Source organism: Salinimonas sediminis (assembly GCF_003429285.1).
Taxonomy (GTDB): domain Bacteria; phylum Pseudomonadota; class Gammaproteobacteria; order Enterobacterales; family Alteromonadaceae; genus Alteromonas; species Alteromonas indica.
Window position 1 is genome coordinate 39,294 of the sequence record NZ_CP031769.1, and the last position, 21,904, is coordinate 61,197.

Genomic DNA, 21,904 nt, shown 5'->3' on the forward strand with positions numbered 1-21,904 from the left:
ATACTTTCGCCTTAAATCTATTATCCCTGCGCGTGCATCAAGCCGCCTTTTAGGAGAACACTATGCGTCCAAGTGGCAGAACAGCCAGTCAAATTCGTCCAGTCACTATTACCCGTAACTTTACCTGCCATGCAGAGGGGTCTGTACTGATTGAGTTTGGTAACACCAAAGTGCTTTGTAATGCTACCGTGGAAGAAGGCGTTCCCCGCTTTATGAAGGGCCAGGGTAAAGGCTGGATCACTGCTGAATACAGCATGTTACCGCGCTCTACTCATACTCGTAGCCAACGCGAAGCGGCGCGTGGCAAGCAAGGTGGCCGCACCTTGGAAATACAACGTTTGATCGCCCGCTCTTTGCGTGCTGCGGTAGACCTTAAACTACTGGGTGAAAACACTCTGACCCTGGATTGCGATGTGATACAGGCTGACGGCGGTACGCGAACTGCTTCAATCACTGGTGCCTGTGTGGCGATGGTCGATGCATTAACGTATATGCGCAATAAAGGCATTATTAAAACCAACCCGCTTAAACATATGATCGCAGCATTGTCTGTAGGAATCTGTGATGGCCAGCCGGTATCTGATTTAGAGTACATCGAAGACTCCAAAGCAGAAACTGACATGAACGTGGTCATGACCGAAACCGGTAAGCTGATCGAAGTGCAGGGCACCGCTGAGGGCGAAGCATTCTCGTTTGAAGAGATGAGTGAAATGCTAGAGCTGGCTAAGCACGGTTTGCGGGAGCTGTTTGATATTCAAAAAGCCGCATTGGCATAAGGAGCGTTTGTGAAGCCTTTTCAACAAGAATTCATTGAGTTTGCGATTGCTCGCGGAGTGCTTAAGTTTGGCGAATTCACCTTAAAGTCGGGTCGCAAAAGCCCGTACTTTTTTAATGCGGGTTTATTTAACCGTGGTGGCGATCTGGCGCGTTTAGGGCGTTATTATGCTGCTGCGCTAGCCGATGCTAACATCAGCTTTGACACTCTTTTTGGACCGGCTTACAAAGGCATCCCCATTGCCACAACTACCGCTGTAGCACTGGCAGACCATCACAATATGGATGTTCCTTATTGCTTTAATCGTAAAGAAGCAAAAACCCATGGCGAAGGGGGCAACCTTGTAGGGAGCCCGCTTGCCGGTAAGGTTATGCTGGTGGATGATGTTATTACCGCCGGTACAGCTATCCGCGAGTCGATGACGCTAATTGAGCAGAATCAGGCTAGCCTGGCAGGAGTATTGATTGCATTGGACCGTCAGGAACGCGGACAGGGTGAATTATCCGCTATACAGGAAGTAGAGCGCGACTTTGCTACGCAGGTGGTGGCCATTGTCAGTCTGTCTGATGTCGTAGACTATTTACAGCAGCAGGGTGATCAACAAGACCGTATTGACACTATCAATGCGTACCGAGCGACCTATGGAATCTAATTGTGAGCGAAACACTGAGCTTTGAGCAGGCTGATTATCAGCTTGATGCAATGGGCTTGCGTTGTCCTGAACCGGTAATGATAATTCGGTTAAAAGTAAGAAAGATGGCTCAAGGCGAAACTATCTATATTACTGCCGATGATCCATCTACCTCGCGGGACATTCCCAGTTTTTGCCGGTTTATGCAGCATACCCTGCTACAGGCGCAAACTGAGCATATGCCATACCAGTATTTGATTAAAAAAGGCGTGTCATAGCACGCCTTTTTATCAGGTTCTGTGATACCAGCTTTCCAGCGCGCAAAATAGCCCGAAAGTAAAGAACCCAGCGCCGACAACAGCCAGGCCGTATTGTCCGTAGGTTTGCTGCATAATTGTTTGCAATGCTTCTTGTAAGCCACCGGCTTGTTGTGGATCGATGGTTAGCGCGGCATGCGTAAAAAAGCTGCCGACTAAAACGTACACTATGCCGCGGGCAAAAAAGCCACAACGTCCTACCAGCCTGGCGATAACGTCTACCCGATAGGACATGGCGTAGCGGTCGAACTTATCCATAAAGTCTGCTTTTATGGCATGTTTAAATTGGATAAACGAGAACGCAATAATCAGGGCTCCGCAAATACCTACCACCCATACCCCCCAGGTTTCCTGCATCAGATTGGAGGACATTTGCTGGCTATTACTGCCTGAGCCGCTACTGCGCACACCTTGAAATACCTTAATAGCCAGATAGGTACCAAAACCATAAATCACGGCAGATACAAAGTAAAAAATACGCATAACGATATCTTTGGCACTGTGGCTATCTAAATTGTCTGCGTTAAAAAAAGCCTGGGTTAAACGCCACAATACATAGCAGGCCATACCAATGATTACCGCGCCTAACAATATTTGGCCAAAGGGCTGCTGCACAATCGATACAAATACCGATTTTTGCGAGGGGGTTTTGGCCTGAAATGTACCAATCGCGGTGCCGATAATCAGCAAGCCCAGCAAACAATACACAACTGTTTTTGCGGCATAGCCGCCAAACGCAAGCGCGGCGCGAAGATGATCAGGCACAGGTTCTCTCTACTATTTTGATTTACCGTGAGAGTATGTACGCAAATACGCGCGCAATGATTACTTTATATAGTAATAAACTTAGGTATTAGTGGTCGCTAAGACAGGGTCAACGGTGGGCGATAAGAGTTTTAAGTAATAATTGTTGCAGCTCAGCTTTGCTTTTAGCGCTGGGGCAGTGAATATCGCTGATATGCAGAGCACCACGTTCGAGCATTTTGCGAAGGGCTGCCACACTGACATCCAACTGAATGTAATGTTCACCGGTGACGGGCTTATCGGACATGAGCGAGCGCCATCACTTTAATGTAGCCCGGCTGCGCCCGGCACCGTATTTGCCGGGGGCTGTTTAGCTAATCCCTGCACCACGGAATGGATGAGGGTAGCCAGCTCTGGCTCGCTGGCATACAGAGGAGTTAATGCCATTAACTGCTGCTGGTTTTGCTCATACAATGCATCTGCGGCTGGTTGGCGGTCTGCCTCTGCATAGCGTGACGCCAAATAAATAGTCAGCGCAGCATAGGCGATAAAATCTTCGGAAATGGTTTGCGCGCTGGTCTGCGGGTTACGTAATGCCACAATAACCGCGTGCGCTGTGTCTAGGGCTTTCTCGGCCTGGATAATCGCCTCTTCAGGCTGGCCCGCCTGTTGATACTGCTGGGCCAGGTTATGTAGCTCAGCGCGTTGCTTACGGGCAATTTCAGGGTTAACCTGCAACCATTGTTTATGTTTTGGATCTAAAGCGGGTGATTTCATCATCTGCACCTCCTGATAATAAAATAATGCAAATGAGAACTATTATCAAATAAAAGTTTCAGGCTAATCACATTTGCTGTACCGGGCTTTGCCTGCTAACCCAGCAGGGTGGTTAAATACCATATCAATAGAATAAGCGCGGTTATTCCGGCTATGGCCCAGCCCTTATACCGCTTTATTAACCGTTCAGCTTTATTGCCTGCTACATAGACCGCCAGCGCCAAACCAAAATAACGCAAGGACCGGGCGATTACTGTGGCAACGACAAACATTACCAATGAAAATTTAGTGGCCCCGGCTGCCAGCATAGCGATTTGAAAGGGAATAGGCGCTACCCCAAGGGTCATTACAAACCAAAACCCCTGGTTTTGCATTTGCTGTTTAACCTGGTCGAATTGTGACTGGCTGGATAGTGTATTAATAACCCAGTCGCCCACTAAATCAAATAGAAAGTAGCCAATACCATAACCTATAATAGCGCCGACCAAACAACCTAGAGTGGCCATAAGTGCTATTAGCCATAGTTTGTCGCGCCGCGCCTGCATCAATGGTACCAGCACGGCTTCAAGGGGAATTGGCACAATGGTGGATTCAAGCAACGATGCTACCGTAATGCCAGAAAGCATATTATCTGACTCAACCAGCTTACGGGTGCTAGTTTTTAGTCTCTTTTGGATCCCCATAAATTCCTACTCATTGTTTGACTACCGCGCCATCCTTCATTACGAAGGTAATGCGATTCATTACGCTGATATCCTCTAACGGGTTTCCTTTTACAGCGACAATATCGGCCAGTTTACCGCTTTCCAGGCTACCCAGTTGATCGTCAATCTTAAGCATTTTAGCTGCATTGAGCATAGCGCTTTGCAATGCTTTGGCTGGTGGCATACCGGCTTCCACCATATAGCCAAACTCCCGGGCATTATCGCCATGGGCTGATACGCCGCTATCGGTGCCAAACGCAATATTAACGCCCGCTTTATAAGCGCGGCCAAAAGTGTCTTGAATTAAGGGGCCAATAGCCGCCGCTTTAGGACGTACCAGCGCTGGAAAGTAACCCTCGATTTTGGCTTTTTCGGCAACAAACTTACCGGCCATAATGGTAGGTACATAATAAGTGCCGTGTTCTTTCATCAGGGCGATAGCCTCTTTGTCCATATAAGTGCCATGCTCAATGGAGATTACACCGGCCCGAATGGCGCGTTTCATGCCTTCTTCACCATGAGCATGCACGGCTACTGTCATACCATAATCATTCGCGGTAGCTACTATGGCACTGACTTCATCTTCCATAAACTGGGGGTTTTGACCGCTTTTTGCCACACTTAATACGCCGCCGGTAGCGGTAATTTTAATGACATCCGCACCATCTTTATAACGTTGACGAACGGCCTCTCTGGCTTGCGCTGTGCCATTAATAACGCCTTGGCGGGGGCCTACATCGGGTTGGATAGTCGTAGCCATGCCATTGGCCGGATCGGCGTGGCCACCGGTAGTCGCGATAGACTTAGCGGCGGTATAAATGCGCGGGCCCGCCGCAACGCCCTTATTGATAGCATTCCGTAACGCAACTGTTTCATTATAACTATCGCCCAGGTTCCGTACTGTAGTGAACCCGGCCAGCAGAGTTTTTTGCGCATAGTTAGCCGCTTGCAGGGCATAGTCGGCTTCATTCAGGGTGTATCGTTCAAGGTAGGTTTGGGGGCCGCCATGCTGTGAAGACAAATGTACGTGCATGTCCATTAGGCCAGGCATAACAGTGCTATCAGACAAGTCAATCAGCGTATCCTGGGCGGAGGCCGCTTTAAACCCTTTGCTGATACTGGCAATTTTGTTGTCTTTTATTACCAGCGTCATTTTAGATTGCAGGGTATCGCCCGTACCAGCGAAAAACTGACCGGCATGAATAACCGTGTCTGCCAGGGTGCTGGTAGACAGCGTCCACAGGCTGGCGGCTAAAATGGCAATTTTTTTCTTCATTATCATGCTCTTTGCTAAACAGATGGGAGCTCTACTGTAGGCCAGTCAAAGTGCAGATGTAAAGGGAATGTGAAGCCGGCGGGTTTTACTGTGCCGGCATTTCGCCAATAATGAAAGGTTCAAACTCGCTGGTAACATACCACTGCCGGATATCACCGCGTACCCGGCTACTGGCCGCTTCCAACATTTGATAATAAACATTCTGGTGCATGCGTGCCCACAGGTTAGTGCGCACACACACATAAGGAATCGCGGTATCATCAGTAGTGCATAACGAGGCGGGAGGTAACCGCAGGCTCAAGGGATGATTAGACGATAGCATAAAGCTATCGTCCACATTGGTGGTTAACCGTATCCCATCTTCCTGCTGTTCCCATTGCGTAACGATAAATGGTACGTCTTCTACCTGAATACCGACCTTTTCAACCGGCGTCACTAAAAAATATTGTTCATCCTGTTTTTTCAGTACGCTGGCAAACAACCTGATGAGCGGCTGGCGGGCGATGGGGCTCCCCTGATAGTGCCAGCTACCGTCAAGTTTTATGGTCAGGTCGAGCTCCCCACAAAACGGCGGATCCCATTTATCAACCGGCGGCAGAGACTGCTCTTTTTCGTCCACTGCCGCATTAATTTGCTGGCTAAATCTACTCAGATCCATTTTCTTGCATCAGCGCTTTAAGTTCGCGAAGTTTAGCTTTAATCCGGCGCATATTGTCAGGGCCAGTACGCAATAGTTGTTTTTGCGGCTCGCTAAGGTTCTCTAACTGGGGATCTGCGTATTTATAGGCCACAGAATCACTGTATACCTCTACCGGCACAGGAACTTCGGGAGTATTCAACAATTGGTCGATGGCATCGCTTACTACCTCATCAAAGGGCTGGTCCGGATCACCAATTTCAGCATACTTTTCCTGAATCTGAGGTTTGTACTGCTTATACATTTCTAATAAAGCCGTGTTTTCCATCGACTCCATCATCTGAACATACGGCGTATAACGCTTATAACTGGCCGCATCTATCCACTCTTTACCCGCCTGGCTATATACTCTGAACGTCTGCTCGGGTGCTTTTAACGGTTGTTCATTGGCCATTTCATCATTAGCCACATTGCTTACCGACACCACAAAACGCTGTAACAGGCCTTCATCAACCAATAAGGTGTTTACATTATCCTGCGGCGAAAGCGAGCTAAGAGACTGGCGAATACCTTCATCACTACTGTCTAGCGGTTCTGGCTCAGCCTGTTCTACCTGGGGGTCCATCGGCTCGATTTCTTTGTCTGGATCTATCTCTACCGGAGCCGGCGCAGGCTCTGGCTCAAAAGTGTCTTCATCTTCCAGGGGCGGCGCCATGGGCTGCTCCTGAGCCGGTTGTTCATCAACCGGGGTCGGTTCGTCTTCGCCAGAGGGCCAGAAGATTACCGCCAGAATCACAATAATAATGATGGCAATTAACACCATATGCGGGGCTATTGTGCGTTTTTCTGAATCTTCACTCATAACTTTTCCACCATGTAATTAAATCCTTAATCCAGCTATACAGGAAAATCATACCCTGTGCGACCCAACCAGCAAAGTAGTTACTTCGCCCACACAAGAAATTTCATACTGATACTTTTTTCCTACACAAAAAGCGCAGAATTTGATCGCTTTTACGCCGGGTTATACGCGTAAATACTTACTGTTGTTACTATACCGGGGTGAGCCTCAAGGGCAAATATTGCGTGAATTTAATGCACGCGGCGCAACCCGGCCCATTCCCTGAGCGTATAATCAAATACAGTCCACCTCACCGCTAGAGCTAACATGCATAAGTTTTTGTACAAAGAAATAGCCGAAACCTCACCGACTATTGATTATTTGGAAGTTCAATCATTTGAAATGAATGTATACCTTATCCAAATCAGTATAGGCGGTACCACCGGTTTTGTATTTGATGATGAAGACCGCCCTATGCGGTTCCATAATGCAGGCCATATCCGGGAAGCGTTTGCTCAGTGCGAGGTTAAACAGTCGGTAATGACCCATGACACCCCTTATGAAGAAATGATTGGTAATCCGCCTAAAGCCGCTACACCGATGGCGTTGCCTTTTTCTATGACCATGCCGTACTGACCGGGTTCAACGAAAAAGTCATATAAGCGGGTGGATGAAGCAGTAGATAGCGTGCGTAAAAGCTACGTCAGTTGAGCAACTATCTGGATCGCCATGCCCAATGCACTACCGATAGCAAATCCGACCCACCCTGACTTATTAAAGTAACGCCATAGGGCTGTACCGAACAAACCACACCACAACATGGCGGTATACAATGACAAAGTCGTAGAGCCGGTGCCGCTATCGGGCAAAAACAGCATGACTATGAAGGTAACCGCCATAGCGCCGGATAAATACACCCATACAATACTTTTGCGGTTTGCTAACGAGGGATCGGTGGAAGTTGAAGACATAAAAAAGCCAGGTTGCCGGTTCAGATTTTCATCATGGGCAATCCTGGCTCAATTCACAACAGGATAATTCTACGACTTTAGTGGTGATGCCCTGCAAACTCGACTTCAAGTAATCTGGCGTTACCTTCAAAGGTCAGTGTCTTCACATCGCCAATCCCTTCTACATTCAATGTGTTCACCTGAGCCGGCCATAAGTCACGCAAGGCGTCATGACGTATCGTTAAGCCAGCAAGTTCGGGGGGCTGCTGGGTTTCCTGGTAAACCCAAAAGAACTTGCCTTCGGTTTCATAACCCACCGTTTTAAGCGCCAGCGAATGCTGTTTTGCGTCAAGCAGGGCAAAGCGCTTGGTTACATAGTCGGCAAACTGCTGCTGGGTAGCGCTATCGTCGAGTATATCTGCCTGCTTATCAAACAGTGCTTTTACCGCATGCTCGGCATCGTGCAGATTAAAGCGATGCATAACCTCTATATTTTCGGTACGGGGGTTAAACAACACAGTGGTGATAGCTGCCTTTATTTGATGCGCCTGGGTAACGGCGCTAAAGCTTAATGATAACCCGAACAGCAGGGCTATCAGGCCCCACTGCCGGTAGATAATGGCAACTTTATTCGTTGTCATCGTCTTCCATATCCTCTGCACTCTTAAGCGTCGTTTTGCTGTCCTGCATCAAATCCATTGATACCCGGCTAGTGCTTTTCTTCGATTTATACGCTTCGATACGTGATGGGATAATACGCCGTGGGTAGGCATTATTTTCCACATCTACATCTGCTGTTTCCCAGCGCGGATCAACGGTTACACTCACCAGTTCCTGATCTTTCTCAGTCACTATCAGCTTCGATACCTGCTTAGGGGTACGCCGCCAGATTTCAGCCGGAATCCGTGTTATCTGCTTGGTCCCATCAGCAAATTCCAGTTCCAGGATAATCGGCATTACCAGCCCGCCTTTGTTGGTAAAGTCCATAACATAATAGTTTTTGTCTTCACGAACGGCGCGCTCAAACGCTTTGCGCTCCCAGGGTTCCAGTTTCTTCAGGAAACTCTGGTATTTATTCCGATCTTTATTGGTTGGGGTGTACTGGTCATTGTCGTCGTAAAAATCTTTGATATCGTCAAAGCGCTCTATCCAAAGCTTACGACCTTCCTGTTGATTGCGCTCCACCGTGAGCGACAACGGTTTTTCCTGTTCAGCTTCACGCTGACGGGTTAAATCGATATCCGGATCCTGGGTATCCAGGCGAAGCTTGTAAACCCGGTCTAACGAAATATCAACATGGTCAGTAGAGTAAAACCAGCCGCGCCAGAACCAGTCCAGGTCTACCCCTGAAGCTTCTTCCATAGTACGGAAAAAATCAGCTGGGGTAGGGCGTTTGAACATCCAACGGCGGGCATACTCTTTAAAAGCAAAGTCGAACAGTTCGCGGCCTAAAATAGTTTCACGCAGGATATTCAGTGCTGCCGCCGGCTTGGTATAAGCGTTCGGCCCTAAATGCAGCACAGAATCGGACTGCGTCATAATTGGCACCTGTGAAGAAGACTTCATATAGCCGGTAATATCACGAGGCTCCACGCCCCAAGGGATATTTGGATCCCATTCACGGCCTGCTATACCATCTAAAAAGCTGTTCAGGCCTTCATCCATCCAGGTCCACTGGCGCTCGTCGGAGTTCACTACCATGGGGAAATAATTATGGCCAATTTCATGAATAACCACGCCAATCAAAAAGCGTTTTTCTGCCAGGGAGTAAGTACGCGAACCGTCATCCTGAAGTTCCGTACGCGGGCCATTGAAGGTAATCATGGGATATTCCATGCCCCCTACCGGGCCGTTCACCGATTGCGCGACAGGATACGGGTAGTTAAAGGTAAAGCGGTTGTATACCTCTAGGGTATGCACGATGCTTTCGGTAGAATATTTCTTCCACAGATCGCCACCTTCCTTTGGATAAAACGACATCGCCATCACATGCGGCGTTTGTTCGCTGTCTTGCTTGATACCTTTTGCATCCCACATGAATTTGCGCGATGAGGCCCAGGCGAAGTCGCGTACATTATCGGCTTTAAACCGCCAGGTTTTGGTTTTAGTGGTACCTTGTTTTTCGTTCTCCAGCGCTTCTTCAGGCGTGACAATAAACACGATACGGTCCGCATCTTTAGCTTCTTCCAAGCGTTTGCGCTGAGTAGAGGTTAATACATTAGACGGATTTTGTAGCGTACCGGTGGAAGACACGATATGGTCGGCTGGCACAGTAATGCTGACATCATAATTACCAAACTCCAGAGTGAACTCACCACGGCCAATAAACTCTTTATTGGTCCAGGCTTCATAGTCGGTATACGCAGCTAGCCGCGGAAACCACTGGGCGAGCAGAAAGATATCGTTGCCGCCTTCACGTGCATCATCGGCAAAATGTTCGTAGCCGGCGCGGGCACTAATGGCATCTTCTTCAACGATATTAAAGGCAAAATCAATATCCAGTTTAGTACTGGTACCAGGCTTCAGTGGCTGGGCTAAATCTACCCGCATCAGGGTACCCTGAACCACGTATTTAAGGCTTTTACCGTTAGCTGCTGCCACGTTATTTATGGCATAACCCAGCTCGGTGTCATCAACAAACTGCTGGCGGCGCAACGCATCCAAACTGAGCTTGGCCGGCGCATCTGCGCTGGCTGCCTGGGTTGCCGGCCCACGATTGCCAATACCGCCGAAGGTAGTGGTCAATGCTGACAACGAGTCGTCCCGGTACTTGTTTTGGTCAAGCTGAATCCACAGGTACCTAAGCGTATCAGGCGAATTATTGTGATACGTAATACTTTCCGAGGCCTGGAGGCGACGTTTATCTTCGTCTAATTTTACTTTAATAACGTAGTCTACTTGCTGCTGCCAATACTGGTGGCCCGGTTCTCCGGCTGCATTGCGGTAGACATTGGGAGTAGGTAAAGTTTCATCCAGCTGTCTGAATTTATCCTGAAAATCGCCTTTTGTTTGTTGTATCGCTGAACTGGCGGCGACGGGTAAATGCATCAACATAGTGAATGCAGAGACCAGCCAGATCAGGCGGTTTTGACGTTTGGTCATGCAGTTTCCTTGCTTATTTGGCCTAATAAAGGTCGAAGCATCTATTCTAGCGGGGTTCAAGGCGCTTTTGCAGGTTTTTAGCGCAATCATGCAAAATTTCACCGCATTTTAAACCAGAAGATAACATCCTGATTACTATAAACTCTTCTGATAAAGCATTTTTATACTTTATAAATTAGCGTATTCTCAACACTACTGAATCCTTGTCTATCCAGATTTTCAACGTGAATACAATATCCTGGCAACGTGCGGTAATTAAAATTGGTAGTGCCCTTATCGCCCCCGATGGTGCGCAGTGCAGTGCCCGTTACCTTTTATCTATTGCGCGCTTTATTACTACCAGCCGCGCGCAAGGCAAACAGGTTATTGTGGTGTCGTCGGGCAGTGTAGCGGCGGGTCGCAGCAAAGTTCCGATAACCCATACTGCTTCTATCGCCGAAAAACAGGCCATGGCGGCGATTGGCCAAATGCAGATGATGGCTAACTGGCAACGCTTTTTCGATTTTCCCTGCGCGCAAATTTTACTTACTGCAGAAGATCTGCGCGACCGTACCCGTTACGTCAACATTCAGAACACGTTAAGAGAGCTGTTAAAACATGGCGCTCTGCCAATCGTGAATGAGAATGATACCGTGGCAGTTAACGAGTTAAAGGTAGGTGACAACGATAATCTGGCCGCGTATACCGCCCTGGTGGCCCAGGCAGACACGCTGATTATTTGCTCAGATATAGACGGTTTGTACACCGCTGATCCCCGCAAAGACCCAACCGCCACATTGATTGAACAGATTGATCAGGTCGATGCGTCGGTGTATGCCCTGGCAGGGGGCGCGGGCAGCGCGCTGGGGACGGGCGGCATGCGCACTAAAATAGAAGCGGCCGAAAAATGTACCCGAAGCGGTATTCAAACATTGATTGTTAATGGACGACGGGGCGAAGTATTCGATGCCTTGGCTGAAGGCCGGGTAGATGGCAGTGTGTTTAATCCTAGCCAGAATGTGGCAAAAGCCCGAACGGCCTGGCTCACGCATACTTTAAAAACCCGCGGCGTCATTGCTATTGACGAGGGCGCGGCGCAAGCTCTGGTGGCGCGGGGGGCCTCGTTACTGCCTTCGGGCGTAGTGGCCGTAACAGGGACCTTCGCCGCTGGTGACGCGGTCGAAATACGGTGCCAGCAACAGCTTATCGCCAAAGGTCTTTCGCTTTATAGTAGTAATGACTTACTTACCATAAAGGGCTTTAAAAGTAAGGATATTGCCGGTACGTTGGGCTACAGTAATGGCGAGATGGTTATCCATCGCGATGACATGGCAATACTGGCTCCCGCAAGCTAGCTTCCCTGCCTGGTTAAAAGGGCAGTGGCTGATTGTAATTACCTAACCCAAAAGGTTTGTTATGACAGATTTTTCACCGTCTTTGGCTGATTATCCCTATCAGGTTACGCTACTTAGCCAACCCCAGGATTGCGACGAACACGGTAACCTCAATAACGTGGTTTTTTATCGGTTTTTTGATACCGCTGTAAAGCAATTTATGGTGCAAGAATGTCAATTGAACCCGTTAAGCGACATCATAGTGCCGTTTATTTCCAGTACCCAGTGCCAGTATATTTGCAGTGCCACTTACCCCGAAACCATGGTAATTGGTATGCGGGTCATAAAAATGGGGCGCAGCGCAGTAACTTACGGGCTATCAGCGTATGCTGGCGAACAACACCGCCGGGTGGCTCACGGGCAGTTTGTACAAGTATTTGTAAAGCGCTCAAGCCAACGAGCCGTGACAATTCCTGATACCTACAAAGCCCTACTGAAACCATTAATGGAAAGTTTTGAATGAACGGCGTGATACTGGATTTTGATACCCTGAAACCCGAAGAGTTGTCTTTAGCTAAGTTACAGGCATTGCCGGTGGCCTGGACCTTTTATCCTGCTACCTCGCCTGATCAAGTGGCCCAGCGAATAGCACAGGCGGATATTGTGTTGTCGAACAAAGTGGAGCTTAATGCCACCAACTTAGCCCATAGTGCGTGCCGTTATATTGGGGTTCTGGCAACCGGCACCAATAATATAGATAGCGCCTACTGTAAAGCGAACGGCATAATGGTCGCCAATGTAGAAGGCTATGGGGTGGGGTCGGTAGTACAGCATGCCCTGATGTTGCTGTTAAACTTAACGACCTCCTTTCGGCAATACGACGCCGACGTTCAAGCGGGAAAATGGGAACAGGCGGCGCATTTTTGTTTAACCGACCATCGGGTGAGCGAACTAGCAGGGAAAAACCTGGTTATTGTGGGGAATGGCCAGTTGGGACAGGCGTTCGGTAAGGTTTGCCAGGCATTGGGTATGCAGGTAACCGCTGCGGCTCGGCCTGGCCGCACTGATGATGGCCGTCCTACCCTGGAAACCCTATTACCCGATGCTGATGTAGTAAGCCTGCACTGTCCGTTGACCCCGGCCACCAAAGGACTGATTAATGCCTCTACCTTAGCCATGATGAAGCCGGGCAGTTTTCTCATCAATACCGCTCGCGGCGCTTTGATAGATGAACCCGCTTTATTAACGGCGTTGCAGCAAAATTGGATAGGCGGAGCGGGGCTGGACGTACTTAGCAGCGAACCCCCACCGCCGTCGCATCCGCTACTGCACACCGGGCTACGCAATCTGATTGTTACCCCCCATGCAGCCTGGTTAGCGGTAGAAGCGCGCCAGCGTCTGTTGGATATCGCTACAGACCACATTGAGGCTTTTTTGGACAGCGCTGCCGCCCTATGAGTCCACAGTTTCTGTTTATCGCCTGCTCGCTTATATGGGGTCAACCTGGATCGGCATAACCTACCAGGTAGGCCAGGTTTCCCCGTTGTTGGCGGTAGGATGGCGTTTTTCGGTGGCGGCCCTGTGCTTAGGGATATGGTGCTGGATACACCGGCTTAATATGCGGTTTGAAGCGGCTGTACACCGACGCATGGCTGTAGTGGGCATATTAATGTATACGCTGGATTATTCGTTGCTATATGCCGCTCAGGAAAACATTATCAGGGGGCTGCTCGCTGTACTGAGTTCGTATATTATTTATCTTAGTGTGGTGTTGCGAAAAACCCTGTTTGGCTATGCCATACGCCGTGAAGTGGTGGTTGGCGCCACATTTGGGCTGGTGGGAATAGGTTGCATATTTGCCCCGGAATTTGCCCATGTCGCCATCGATACGTTGCTACTGTATGGCCTGGGGCTGGCCATGTCGTCGTTTATCTGTGCGGCATTGGGCAGTGTGCTGGCCGAGCAGGTAATGGCCGACAATGTGCCGGTGGTACAAATGAATTTCTTTGCAATGACCTATGGCGTCATCGGCTTGTATGTAACAGCGCTGATCACCGGTCAGTCATTTACTCTGCCGGCCGACGGTTCGTTTTATGTGGCGCTGGTATACCTGGCATTGTTTGGCTCTGTCCTGGCGTTTGGGGCCTATATGAAACTGGTAAAGCAATTAGGCGCCGACAAAGCATCGTATGTCACCCTGGTTTACCCCCTGATTGCACTGCTGTTTTCGACCTTTTTAGAGGGCTATCAATGGACAGCATCAGCGGCTTTCGGGGTGGTCATTGTGCTGCTGGGAAATGCGATTGCTATGGGCCGGATTCGCTTTCCCCGGCGCACTACCCGGCTCGCCGGTTAGCCTGTCGAGAGCTTATTTGAGCTTAGCTATTTTACGATCCAGTTCATAGCGTTGGTCGGTAACGATGGTTTCCAGTGCCGCCACACGCGCGGCTAATTCCTGCACAGTCGCGGGTGAATTTCCTGGCGGGGTAGTACTGGGCTGTCTCGACGCAATCACGCCAGCAAAAGGATTTACCGGCTTACCTTCTAACCAATGCATAAACTGACATTGATAGCGTGCATCTATGTAGTGCACAACTAACAGTCCTACTACAAGTGCGATAAGTGTAATAACAAGTGCGCTATTCATCATGGCGAGTTTTTCCAAAACGGGTGAATGTGATAGCAATAGTCGGCGCTAGCAGCATTTTATTACGCGCACTGTGTAATAAAATGCTGGGTAAAGAGACTGCAATAATTACTCCTCCATCGCGAAGCGATAAAAAGGAATTCGCTTGAGCTCAAACTTTGACGCTATTTTGGCCGAATACGGCCCACTGCTTAGCCGTGTGGCCAGTAGCTATGAAGCTAATCCGGCATTACGCGAAGAACTTACCCAGGACATTGCCCTAGCGGTATGGCAAAGTCTGGCTCGCTTCGCTGGCAGCTGCAGTATTAAAACCTATATTCTAAAAGTGGCGCACAACCGTGCGGTAAGTCACGTGGCTAAGCATGCTAAAGCCCCCGCGCTTGAAAATATTGACCAGCATGATTTCCCCCACCGGGCTGAAGGCTGTATGGCAGACCTATATGAACAGGATCGTAAACGCCAGTACTTATTAGATGCAGTGCGCACTTTACCGCTGCAAAGCCGACAAGTACTCACGCTATCGTTGGAAGGGGTCAGCTATGACGATATTGCACAAATTTGTGGGTTGACCCGCACCCATGTGGGGGTGTTATTAAACCGGGCGAAAACTGCTATTCAAAGGAGTCTGGAGCATGTCTGATCCATTCGCTTCGCTAGATGAGTTGTGGCAAAGCCAGGCCACCGTGCCGGTGAACCCAAACAAAATAAAGCAGCGTATGCGCTGGCTAAAAATAAAGCATTGGTGCTATGTGATGCTTGACTGCCTCGCCCTGCTTCCCATTGCTTATTTTTTATTTTGGGAGCCCGCGGCCTTTACGTTTACGGTCAGGAGCATGCTGGTGGTACTGGGGGTGCTGGCAATCAGCTATACCGTATACCTATCGTGGTTACGCCGGGTATCATTGTTTTGGCAAGCCTGTGATACCACAGATTATCTGATGTTATTGCAGCGCCAACTGGTTAATTCGGTGCGTATTGCCCGGGCCACTAAGCATTCTGCTTGGGTAACCCAGTTATTATTATGTGCCTTTTTTGCTGGCGCCGGCTTAAGCGAGCAAACCATCACTGTAAGCGGTAGTCGTTTGGCGCTTATCCTGGCCGGCACGGGGTTAGCGTTAACCGGATTTTACGCCTGGGCGCAGCATCGCCAGCGCCGGTTTGAGCGCGAACTGCTTCAGCTTAAACGCATGGTCACCCTCCGGTAACGGCGGGCGACTAATCGCTGGGCGGCGAATTCTGTAATGCTTTAGGCTGCTTAGAGTCAGCAGCTTCGCCTAAGAAAAACTGGTAATAAAAATCCAGGGCAAACTCGGTTTGTTCTTCTATCGTAGTTTGAATTGCTTCAATATAAAACTGCGGTAACCATTGATATCGCATCGCCAGATCAGGCGGTGCTGAACGACGCCGAACGGTTTCAGAAGTGCTGTCGGAGTTGCCTAACCCCACATCAAAGTTGTATTGCACGGTAAGCCGGTCGTTTAATCGCCCACTAAGGGATAATTTAGGGTCGTTTCCCGCCGAGCCTGACGTAGTACCGATAGCAAAGTCGTCGATGCCGATGGCTTTACCCAGCTCGCCCTGAATCTTATTGGTGTTGGATAACCCCATCCCCAATAAAATAGCGGCATAGTCGGTGTTGCCGCCTCCGCCTGTAGAGCCACTACCCGTCAGCAAATAACTTAATGCGGTTGCCTGATCCATTGAAGGAGTACTGAATACACTTATATTGGGGCTATCGGCCGGACCGTCTACACGAATACCGGCAATCAGGCCATCGTCGGTTTTATCCGGATCACGAATTGCTTCAACCATAAGTAGGGGTTGGTCAAGGGGGCCATTAAACTGGATTTCGCCGGTTTGGATAATCAGATCCTGACCATACGCCTGAAAGCGCCCTTCGGTAAGTTGCAACGAGCCATATCCTAACGGCGCGGGCTGGGTGGATACCTGTAGCTCTCCTGCCAGATTCGCGGTAAGACCAAAGGCTTCTAACTGTACCTGGCCGGCGCGTGCTTCATCAATGATGACATTAATTTTGGCATTCACCATATCTAAAGGATCTTCACTGGGCGGCTCGCCCCGCAAATGCACATCCTTGGAAGGCGCCACCGCACTTTCCGGCAATTCTTCTATTTTCACTCTGGCCCATGGCACAGCCACCTGCCCGGTCACAATAACCTCACCCGGTTTGACCGAGGCTTTAATATCGGGAGAAACCCGAACCACAATGTCACGTTGCTGAACTTCCAAGCTTTCGCCGGTTAAATTAACTTTTATTTGTGGCGCAGCGGGATCGCTATAATCTACCTGACCGTCCAGGGCGCCCTGACCACCACCTACGGCAAAGGTGCCATCGAATGTTACATCGCTACCATTAAACTGTAGAGTCTGGGTCCAGTCACTAATCCGCGCCGGGGTATCATCAATATCGATGTTGCCATCTGTCAGCGCCAACTCCCCCTGTACTTTCGGAGTAGCCAATGGACCGCTAATAGCTAAATCACCATTTATTTGGCCGGTAAGTTCACGAATAGCTGGCGAGATGGGTTTTAGCGGAGATACCTTGATGCCTTTTACGCGTAAGTTACCGTTCAACTCGGGGTTGGCTGCAAAGGGGCGGGTGGCAATATCTACCTGTAAATCACCCAACTGCTGGCTATGAAAGTCTGCTACGGCGGTTAACTGGCTATCATGTAGCGCGCCTTTGACCATTACCTCATCAATATTGATAGGCACCTGTCCCTCGGTACCCAAACGCCATGTAGCAGGTGTAACGGTTAATGCAAAATCACCTTCAGGCTCGCCGCCTTTGGGCATTTTGCCCTGGCTGTTTATCGAAAGGGTCGCGTCGGCAGGCTGGGGTAACAGATTGCCGGCGGCTTCGCTGGCCCATAGACCGATTGGTAACTGCGTGGCGGACAAATCCCAACGAGCCACGTCGTCCTGATACAGTAAATCCTGTAAACACAAGCTACCTTCATTACGAGACTGCCAACAGTTTTGGGTTACCTTGGTACTAAAGGGGGCTGGACGAACCGCTACAGTAAAAGGCGCTTCTAACGCCCAACGGGTGGCAAAAATTCCCAGCTCACTTTGGCTTATCTGTCCTTTCCAGCGCTCATCTGCCCAACTGCCACTTAAATCCAACAACAGCGAATAATCGGCAGACGAAATACGGGTTTCAAAGTGATGGTTCGACAATGCCCCGGTCAGGTTAATTTCACTATTGATATTACCCTGGGCGGCGGCGCTGGGATTTAACTGTGGCGATACCACAACATCGGTTAACGCGATGGTGCCATTAGCCGCAGGATCCTGCCATTCGCCAGCCACATCAATATCCGCGGTAACCGCGCCGCTTACGGCGGGGTAGAGGGTTTCCAGTGCAGGTAGGTTGAGTTTGACAGTGCCTTTTAAATAACGGTTTTTGAGCATCTGCCCGGCCACATCAGCATAGTTTTCACCTTGCTCCAGGCGTAGTGAACTGACTACGAGTTCATTAGCCTGAGAGTATACCGCCGAACCCGATAGTGAAAACGCAGCGGTATCCTGTTGTCCGTTCAAGGTTAAATTGGAAATGCTGGCTTCAACACCTTTCGGGGTCAACTGCATCAAACTGGTAAATTGGCCGTGCAAACCCGTGGGGCCCTGCGGCGATAGCGATGTGGTGGATATTTCTTTTACGTTAGTCGTACCCGACCAGCTAACCGTATCGTTTAAATAAAGTGTACCTGTGTTACTTATCTCACCATCCAATAATTTGGCATTTAACTGATTCACTGAGATGTTATTTTTGTTCAGCTGAATATCCAGCGTTACCGGCACCTGGCCTATCGAAGGAATGGCCGCCGCGCTGTTGGCTTTTACCTGATAGGCGCCCATCGTTCCTCGGGCTGAAAGCTGGCCTTTAAACAGCTTGCCATCGGGCAGGCCCGGCAATGCCTGTTGTGGCCAGGAAGCGGTTAGCTGTAAAGGCAGCGAATCGTCCAACAGATTGGCGGTTAATTTCAGGCTGGCCTGATACGCGCCAGTGGCATTTATTGAGACGGTCAAATCGTCCAAAGCCCCATCGGCCTGCATGGTTATGCGCTCACTGATACCTTGCTGCACCGTTAGCGCCGCATTGCCGGTAAGCGCCAGCGGATAATTAGCTTTAAGCGTTGCTTCGCTAGTCAGATTGAGCTGCCCCTGAGGGTGTTCTACATGTAATTTCGTAAGCTGCAGGTTGGCTTGTGAAAATTGCAGTTGCTCAAAGGTAATAAGGTTTACTGTTTGGCGCGTATCGCCTTGAGTCAAGGCGATATCGGTAAATGAAAAATCATTAATAACCAAGGCAATTGGCGTGGCTATCTCAGGCAACTGAGGGGCGGTGTAAGACAGCGCATAAGAAGCAGACTGAGCAGGCGCGGTGTTCTGCTTAGCCGGTTCCAGCTCAACCTCAAGGCCGCTAAGCGTTACCTCATTCAGAATGACTTTTTTATCAGCATGTCCGTTTAAGCGAAGCGACTGCAGAGATATTTGCTGGCCAGGCAGGTTTACCTGTGTTTGCTCAATACTAATATCATTTAATTTAACAGCAATAGGCAAAGAAAACGGCTCTTGCGCCGGGGGCGTAGGTTCGTCATCTTCGGTAACGCTTAACTGCGTTAAATGAATACCCTTAGTATGTAACTTATCTACACACACCTTGTTGGCCAGCAAGCAACCTAATACCAGATTAACGGTGGCCTTATCGGTGGTCAGCTGCCAGCTCTCGTTCTGCCAACTCACGCCTTCAACCGTGAAGTCACTTAATACGGTACCGTCGATATTATCAATGCTCAGCCCACTAACGGTATTGTTGGCAATCAGCCGAATCATCGGGGCGCCAAACGGGCTGAGAATAAAAGCCAGTAACACAGTGATAAACAGAATCGGTAGCAGTATCCACCAGGCAATTGTTCTTTTTCTCATAGCTCCGGGCCTAACATAAAGTGGAAACGCCAGGTATTTTCATAGTCTGAATAACCTCTGGCAATGTATAGCCTGACCGGGCCAATAGGGGATAGCCAGTGTACACCGGGGCCAATACCATAGGCCGGGTCTTCTTCAAACTCATTAGTCGCCGTTCCAATATCGGTAAATGCCGCAATGCGCCAATTATCAGCTACCTGGTAGGCATACTCCAGCCCTACTGCAGCTAGATATTTTGCCCCGGCCGCTTCACTTTCGCCGGTAGCCGGGTTAAAAATAGTTCCTTCTGGCGCAATATCGCGATAACCAAAGCCGCGCACGCTTTGGTCTCCGCCAGCATAAAAACGCAGTGAAGCGGGAACTTCAGTAAAGTTGTTGGTTTCTATTGCGCCCGCTTCTGCCCGCACCATAAAGCGATGCTTACCTGATGACCGGATAAGACGAGATTCCATTACTGCTTTGTAGATATCGATATCCGACCCAAAGCCTTCCTGACCAGCCTGAATACCGGCGCGAAAGTATGTGCCATGCGTAATATTCAATGTGTCGTCTTTAACCAGATATTGGATAGCATAGCCAGGCAATACCAACTGAGTGGTTTGGGAAGGAGAGTCTTCGACTGTGTACTGTTCGCGAAGATAAGTAACTGAGTAGTCGCTTTGCCAGGGGGAGTCGTCATCCTGCACTACCCGATGTACCGACAACGAGAGGGTCTCACTTTCTGTATTGGTATTGCTATAGTCTAAAAACTGGTAGCCGGCTTCGTACTTCAGATAGTCATTTTTAATATCCCCGATAGGTACCAGATATTCAGCTGTCAGCGATTGTTCGGGCGCCGAGATAAACAGTTCAGCAGACGCCGAATGGCCGTGGTCATTAATCCAGGGCCGCTGCCATTTAAGCCGTAAACGTGGGCCGGTATCGGTGGCTGCGCCAAGCCCTACATTGAAGTTATCGCGGGATTTGTGGGTAAGGGTGATTTCGATTGGTACCTGTAAATCTTCTGCCTGGCTGACCACCGGGCGCGCGATAACCCGAGAAAAATAACCCGCTTGATTAAGCTGACGATTGAAGTCGGTTAGTTTGGCGGAAGAATACGGTTCGCCTGGGGCAAACGGGCGTAACCGTTCAATGATATCTTTAGCCCGGGTATCGCCTTTGAGCTTAATGTTACCAAATTTATATTGAGGCCCACTTTGGGCAATTAATAATATGTTGGCTTCGCGCTCTTCGCGCACTAAATCCAGCCGGGTGGCTTGCCAGTGAAAATCAAAATAACCATGCGAGAGCGCATAATTGAACATATCCGACTTAAACCTTTCATATACCGGCTGCTGTAACGTGTCGCCTGCCTTTAAGGCAAAGCTGTTAAAGACTTTGCGAAAATTTTCATCATTTCGTCCTGCACCGATGATTTCGCGGGTAACATTGGCAATGTGTAAGGGGGTATCCAGGGAAATCTGCAGGATGACCTCGTCATCATCAATGCTACCCAAAACGGTTTGGCTGTTGTAATAACCAAACGGTTCCACCGCGGTGGCTACGGTTTGCGCAACTTCGTCTTGCCAGAACGGATCGCTTAAAGCCTTTTGGCTTATTTTCAGGCTTTTCAAATGAACACGAATATTATTTTTCAGTTTATCTTGCTCAACCCCTTCAATTTTAAAGGATAATTCCGCATAGACAGGGCTTGCACTGAGCGTGAACAAAGCAAGCAGCAAAAAGAAGACGATTGTATGTAATTCGACCCGACGCATGAAAATGTATGAGATACCCTAAGTTGATAACGCAGCAGTGCGTATAGCGGTAAACTGACTCGTAATGTGCTGTGACCCTAATAAAGTATAGTGGTCAGTAGTGGCAGGTATTAACTGAGTATGACTACGACGTCAGCAATATAAATGAGTTCAGTGAATGTACAGTTAAAAGGCTAAAAGTGTACTGTATTGCGCTTCCTTTTCTCTATTGATTATTACACTGATAACCGCTGAAAAGATTGCGGGCAGTATACAAAATTAATCTAAATTGACGGATTTTAATTTTGTCATGTTTGGGCTAAGTATGCAGTGGTGTTGTTAAGCGATAGTGCCACTTTAGAACGCCGTTGATGCATGCCCGGAGCTATTGATACAGCAAGACTGGAAAATTACCCAACCTTTGCTTACTAAAATATGCTCAATTAACCTTCTGGTACGGTCAATAGCCCTCGTGTAATGATAACCAATATTCTACTATGT

The 21,904-nt window shown here is 49.0% G+C and carries 23 protein-coding genes; 10 read left to right on the forward strand and 13 right to left on the reverse strand.

Going from position 1 to position 21,904, the window contains the following annotated elements; translation table 11 throughout:
• Positions 1–62 precede the first annotated feature (62 nt).
• From rph to tusA, 3 genes are read left to right on the forward strand one after another with little or no spacing between them, the layout of a single operon-like run.
• On the forward strand, positions 63–776 hold the full coding sequence (gene rph, locus D0Y50_RS00205; protein ID WP_108567646.1) for a ribonuclease PH: 714 nt from the start codon (positions 63–65) through the stop codon (positions 774–776).
• Positions 777–785: 9 nt separating this feature from the next.
• Positions 786–1,427, forward strand: a complete 642-nt coding sequence (gene pyrE, locus D0Y50_RS00210) for an orotate phosphoribosyltransferase (protein WP_117314897.1) — start codon at positions 786–788, stop codon at positions 1,425–1,427.
• Between the two features lie 50 nt (positions 1,428–1,477).
• Positions 1,478–1,684 carry a sulfurtransferase TusA gene (gene tusA, locus D0Y50_RS00215; protein ID WP_232366535.1) on the forward strand — a complete coding sequence of 69 codons (207 nt, stop codon included), beginning with the start codon at positions 1,478–1,480 and terminating at the stop codon, positions 1,682–1,684.
• A gap of 12 nt (positions 1,685–1,696) precedes the next feature.
• Here the strand turns inward: tusA and D0Y50_RS00220 are convergent, their stop codons facing one another.
• The 7 genes from D0Y50_RS00220 to D0Y50_RS00245 form a co-directional block, all read right to left on the reverse strand.
• Entirely contained in the window at positions 1,697–2,488 is a 792-nt protein-coding gene (locus D0Y50_RS00220; protein WP_108567649.1) for a DUF1206 domain-containing protein, read from the reverse strand.
• A gap of 109 nt (positions 2,489–2,597) precedes the next feature.
• A complete protein-coding gene (locus D0Y50_RS19430; protein ID WP_170145425.1) occupies positions 2,598–2,774 on the reverse strand; it encodes a hypothetical protein in 177 nt (58 codons plus the stop codon).
• Positions 2,775–2,791: 17 nt separating this feature from the next.
• A complete protein-coding gene (locus tag D0Y50_RS00225) occupies positions 2,792–3,247 on the reverse strand; it encodes a PIN domain-containing protein (protein WP_117314901.1) in 456 nt (151 codons plus the stop codon).
• Positions 3,248–3,339: 92 nt separating this feature from the next.
• Entirely contained in the window at positions 3,340–3,927 is a 588-nt protein-coding gene (locus tag D0Y50_RS00230; RefSeq protein WP_108567651.1) for a YqaA family protein, read from the reverse strand.
• 10 nt (positions 3,928–3,937) lie between these two features.
• The gene (locus tag D0Y50_RS00235; RefSeq protein WP_117314903.1) at positions 3,938–5,224 is read right to left on the reverse strand and encodes a metal-dependent hydrolase family protein; all 1,287 of its coding nucleotides are present in this window, start codon (positions 5,222–5,224) and stop codon (positions 3,938–3,940) included.
• A gap of 85 nt (positions 5,225–5,309) precedes the next feature.
• The gene (locus tag D0Y50_RS00240) at positions 5,310–5,882 is read right to left on the reverse strand and encodes a DUF1285 domain-containing protein (protein WP_108567653.1); all 573 of its coding nucleotides are present in this window, start codon (positions 5,880–5,882) and stop codon (positions 5,310–5,312) included.
• The gene (locus D0Y50_RS00245; protein ID WP_108567654.1) at positions 5,869–6,723 is read right to left on the reverse strand and encodes a DUF3014 domain-containing protein; all 855 of its coding nucleotides are present in this window, start codon (positions 6,721–6,723) and stop codon (positions 5,869–5,871) included. The genes D0Y50_RS00240 and D0Y50_RS00245 overlap by 14 nt, the downstream gene beginning before the upstream one ends.
• A gap of 306 nt (positions 6,724–7,029) precedes the next feature.
• On the opposite strand from D0Y50_RS00245, the gene D0Y50_RS00250 reads away from it, so the two are divergent.
• Entirely contained in the window at positions 7,030–7,338 is a 309-nt protein-coding gene (locus tag D0Y50_RS00250; protein ID WP_108567655.1) for a DUF6482 family protein, read from the forward strand.
• 62 nt (positions 7,339–7,400) lie between these two features.
• Here D0Y50_RS00250 and D0Y50_RS00255 read toward each other — a convergent pair whose 3' ends face one another.
• The 3 genes from D0Y50_RS00255 to D0Y50_RS00265 form a co-directional block, all read right to left on the reverse strand.
• Complete coding sequence (locus tag D0Y50_RS00255; protein ID WP_117314905.1) at positions 7,401–7,673, reverse strand: hypothetical protein; 273 nt, start codon at positions 7,671–7,673, stop codon at positions 7,401–7,403.
• Between the two features lie 77 nt (positions 7,674–7,750).
• Positions 7,751–8,293, reverse strand: a complete 543-nt coding sequence (locus D0Y50_RS00260; protein WP_232366359.1) for a DUF6702 family protein — start codon at positions 8,291–8,293, stop codon at positions 7,751–7,753.
• Entirely contained in the window at positions 8,280–10,706 is a 2,427-nt protein-coding gene (locus tag D0Y50_RS00265; RefSeq protein WP_408640709.1) for a M1 family metallopeptidase, read from the reverse strand. Before D0Y50_RS00265 ends, D0Y50_RS00260 begins: the two co-directional genes overlap by 14 nt.
• Positions 10,707–10,978: 272 nt before the next feature.
• On the opposite strand from D0Y50_RS00265, the gene proB reads away from it, so the two are divergent.
• The 4 genes from proB to D0Y50_RS00285 all read left to right on the forward strand — a co-directional run bounded on the left by proB (position 10,979) and on the right by D0Y50_RS00285 (position 14,423).
• The gene (proB, locus tag D0Y50_RS00270) at positions 10,979–12,088 is read left to right on the forward strand and encodes a glutamate 5-kinase (RefSeq protein ID WP_108567658.1); all 1,110 of its coding nucleotides are present in this window, start codon (positions 10,979–10,981) and stop codon (positions 12,086–12,088) included.
• Positions 12,089–12,149: 61 nt separating this feature from the next.
• Positions 12,150–12,590: an acyl-CoA thioesterase gene (locus tag D0Y50_RS00275; protein WP_108567659.1), complete on the forward strand. Its 441-nt coding sequence runs from the start codon at positions 12,150–12,152 to the stop codon at positions 12,588–12,590.
• Positions 12,587–13,525, forward strand: coding sequence for an NAD(P)-dependent oxidoreductase (locus D0Y50_RS00280; RefSeq protein ID WP_108567660.1), 939 nt, complete (start codon positions 12,587–12,589; stop codon positions 13,523–13,525). Before D0Y50_RS00275 ends, D0Y50_RS00280 begins: the two co-directional genes overlap by 4 nt.
• Positions 13,526–13,559: 34 nt before the next feature.
• The gene (locus D0Y50_RS00285; RefSeq protein WP_117314907.1) at positions 13,560–14,423 is read left to right on the forward strand and encodes a DMT family transporter; all 864 of its coding nucleotides are present in this window, start codon (positions 13,560–13,562) and stop codon (positions 14,421–14,423) included.
• A gap of 12 nt (positions 14,424–14,435) precedes the next feature.
• On the opposite strand, the gene D0Y50_RS00290 is transcribed toward D0Y50_RS00285, so the two are convergent.
• Positions 14,436–14,717 carry a hypothetical protein gene (locus D0Y50_RS00290; protein ID WP_108567662.1) on the reverse strand — a complete coding sequence of 94 codons (282 nt, stop codon included), beginning with the start codon at positions 14,715–14,717 and terminating at the stop codon, positions 14,436–14,438.
• Positions 14,718–14,859: 142 nt separating this feature from the next.
• On the opposite strand from D0Y50_RS00290, the gene D0Y50_RS00295 reads away from it, so the two are divergent.
• Together D0Y50_RS00295 and D0Y50_RS00300 are read left to right on the forward strand one after the other, a co-directional pair.
• Positions 14,860–15,354: an RNA polymerase sigma factor gene (locus D0Y50_RS00295; protein ID WP_108567663.1), complete on the forward strand. Its 495-nt coding sequence runs from the start codon at positions 14,860–14,862 to the stop codon at positions 15,352–15,354.
• Positions 15,347–15,919 carry a hypothetical protein gene (locus D0Y50_RS00300; protein ID WP_108567664.1) on the forward strand — a complete coding sequence of 191 codons (573 nt, stop codon included), beginning with the start codon at positions 15,347–15,349 and terminating at the stop codon, positions 15,917–15,919. The genes D0Y50_RS00295 and D0Y50_RS00300 overlap by 8 nt, the downstream gene beginning before the upstream one ends.
• 10 nt (positions 15,920–15,929) lie before the next feature.
• On the opposite strand, the gene D0Y50_RS00305 is transcribed toward D0Y50_RS00300, so the two are convergent.
• Together D0Y50_RS00305 and D0Y50_RS00310 are read right to left on the reverse strand one after the other, a co-directional pair.
• Positions 15,930–19,667 carry a translocation/assembly module TamB domain-containing protein gene (locus D0Y50_RS00305; RefSeq protein WP_117314909.1) on the reverse strand — a complete coding sequence of 1,246 codons (3,738 nt, stop codon included), beginning with the start codon at positions 19,665–19,667 and terminating at the stop codon, positions 15,930–15,932.
• Entirely contained in the window at positions 19,664–21,424 is a 1,761-nt protein-coding gene (locus tag D0Y50_RS00310) for an autotransporter assembly complex protein TamA (RefSeq protein WP_117314911.1), read from the reverse strand. Before D0Y50_RS00310 ends, D0Y50_RS00305 begins: the two co-directional genes overlap by 4 nt.
• Positions 21,425–21,904 lie beyond the last annotated feature (480 nt).

What these genes read in the sequence shown, in the direction of transcription:
- D0Y50_RS00310 (WP_117314911.1), bottom strand. Translation starts at nt 21,424, where the DNA reads ATGCGTCGGGTCGAATTACATACAATCGTCTTCTTTTTGCTGCTTGCT.
- D0Y50_RS00265 (WP_408640709.1), bottom strand. Translation starts at nt 10,706, where the DNA reads ATGTTGATGCATTTACCCGTCGCCGCCAGTTCAGCGATACAACAAACA.
- D0Y50_RS00245 (WP_108567654.1), bottom strand. Translation starts at nt 6,723, where the DNA reads ATGAGTGAAGATTCAGAAAAACGCACAATAGCCCCGCATATGGTGTTA.
- D0Y50_RS00260 (WP_232366359.1), bottom strand. Translation starts at nt 8,293, where the DNA reads ATGACAACGAATAAAGTTGCCATTATCTACCGGCAGTGGGGCCTGATA.
- D0Y50_RS00230 (WP_108567651.1), bottom strand. Translation starts at nt 3,927, where the DNA reads ATGGGGATCCAAAAGAGACTAAAAACTAGCACCCGTAAGCTGGTTGAG.
- D0Y50_RS00280 (WP_108567660.1), top strand. Translation starts at nt 12,587, where the DNA reads ATGAACGGCGTGATACTGGATTTTGATACCCTGAAACCCGAAGAGTTG.
- rph (WP_108567646.1), top strand. Translation starts at nt 63, where the DNA reads ATGCGTCCAAGTGGCAGAACAGCCAGTCAAATTCGTCCAGTCACTATT.
- D0Y50_RS00255 (WP_117314905.1), bottom strand. Translation starts at nt 7,673, where the DNA reads ATGTCTTCAACTTCCACCGATCCCTCGTTAGCAAACCGCAAAAGTATT.
- D0Y50_RS00235 (WP_117314903.1), bottom strand. Translation starts at nt 5,224, where the DNA reads ATGAAGAAAAAAATTGCCATTTTAGCCGCCAGCCTGTGGACGCTGTCT.
- D0Y50_RS00290 (WP_108567662.1), bottom strand. Translation starts at nt 14,717, where the DNA reads ATGATGAATAGCGCACTTGTTATTACACTTATCGCACTTGTAGTAGGA.
- tusA (WP_232366535.1), top strand. Translation starts at nt 1,478, where the DNA reads ATGGGCTTGCGTTGTCCTGAACCGGTAATGATAATTCGGTTAAAAGTA.
- D0Y50_RS00305 (WP_117314909.1), bottom strand. Translation starts at nt 19,667, where the DNA reads ATGAGAAAAAGAACAATTGCCTGGTGGATACTGCTACCGATTCTGTTT.
- D0Y50_RS19430 (WP_170145425.1), bottom strand. Translation starts at nt 2,774, where the DNA reads ATGTCCGATAAGCCCGTCACCGGTGAACATTACATTCAGTTGGATGTC.
- D0Y50_RS00250 (WP_108567655.1), top strand. Translation starts at nt 7,030, where the DNA reads ATGCATAAGTTTTTGTACAAAGAAATAGCCGAAACCTCACCGACTATT.
- D0Y50_RS00275 (WP_108567659.1), top strand. Translation starts at nt 12,150, where the DNA reads ATGACAGATTTTTCACCGTCTTTGGCTGATTATCCCTATCAGGTTACG.
- D0Y50_RS00225 (WP_117314901.1), bottom strand. Translation starts at nt 3,247, where the DNA reads ATGATGAAATCACCCGCTTTAGATCCAAAACATAAACAATGGTTGCAG.
- D0Y50_RS00240 (WP_108567653.1), bottom strand. Translation starts at nt 5,882, where the DNA reads ATGGATCTGAGTAGATTTAGCCAGCAAATTAATGCGGCAGTGGACGAA.
- D0Y50_RS00300 (WP_108567664.1), top strand. Translation starts at nt 15,347, where the DNA reads ATGTCTGATCCATTCGCTTCGCTAGATGAGTTGTGGCAAAGCCAGGCC.
- D0Y50_RS00285 (WP_117314907.1), top strand. Translation starts at nt 13,560, where the DNA reads ATGGGGTCAACCTGGATCGGCATAACCTACCAGGTAGGCCAGGTTTCC.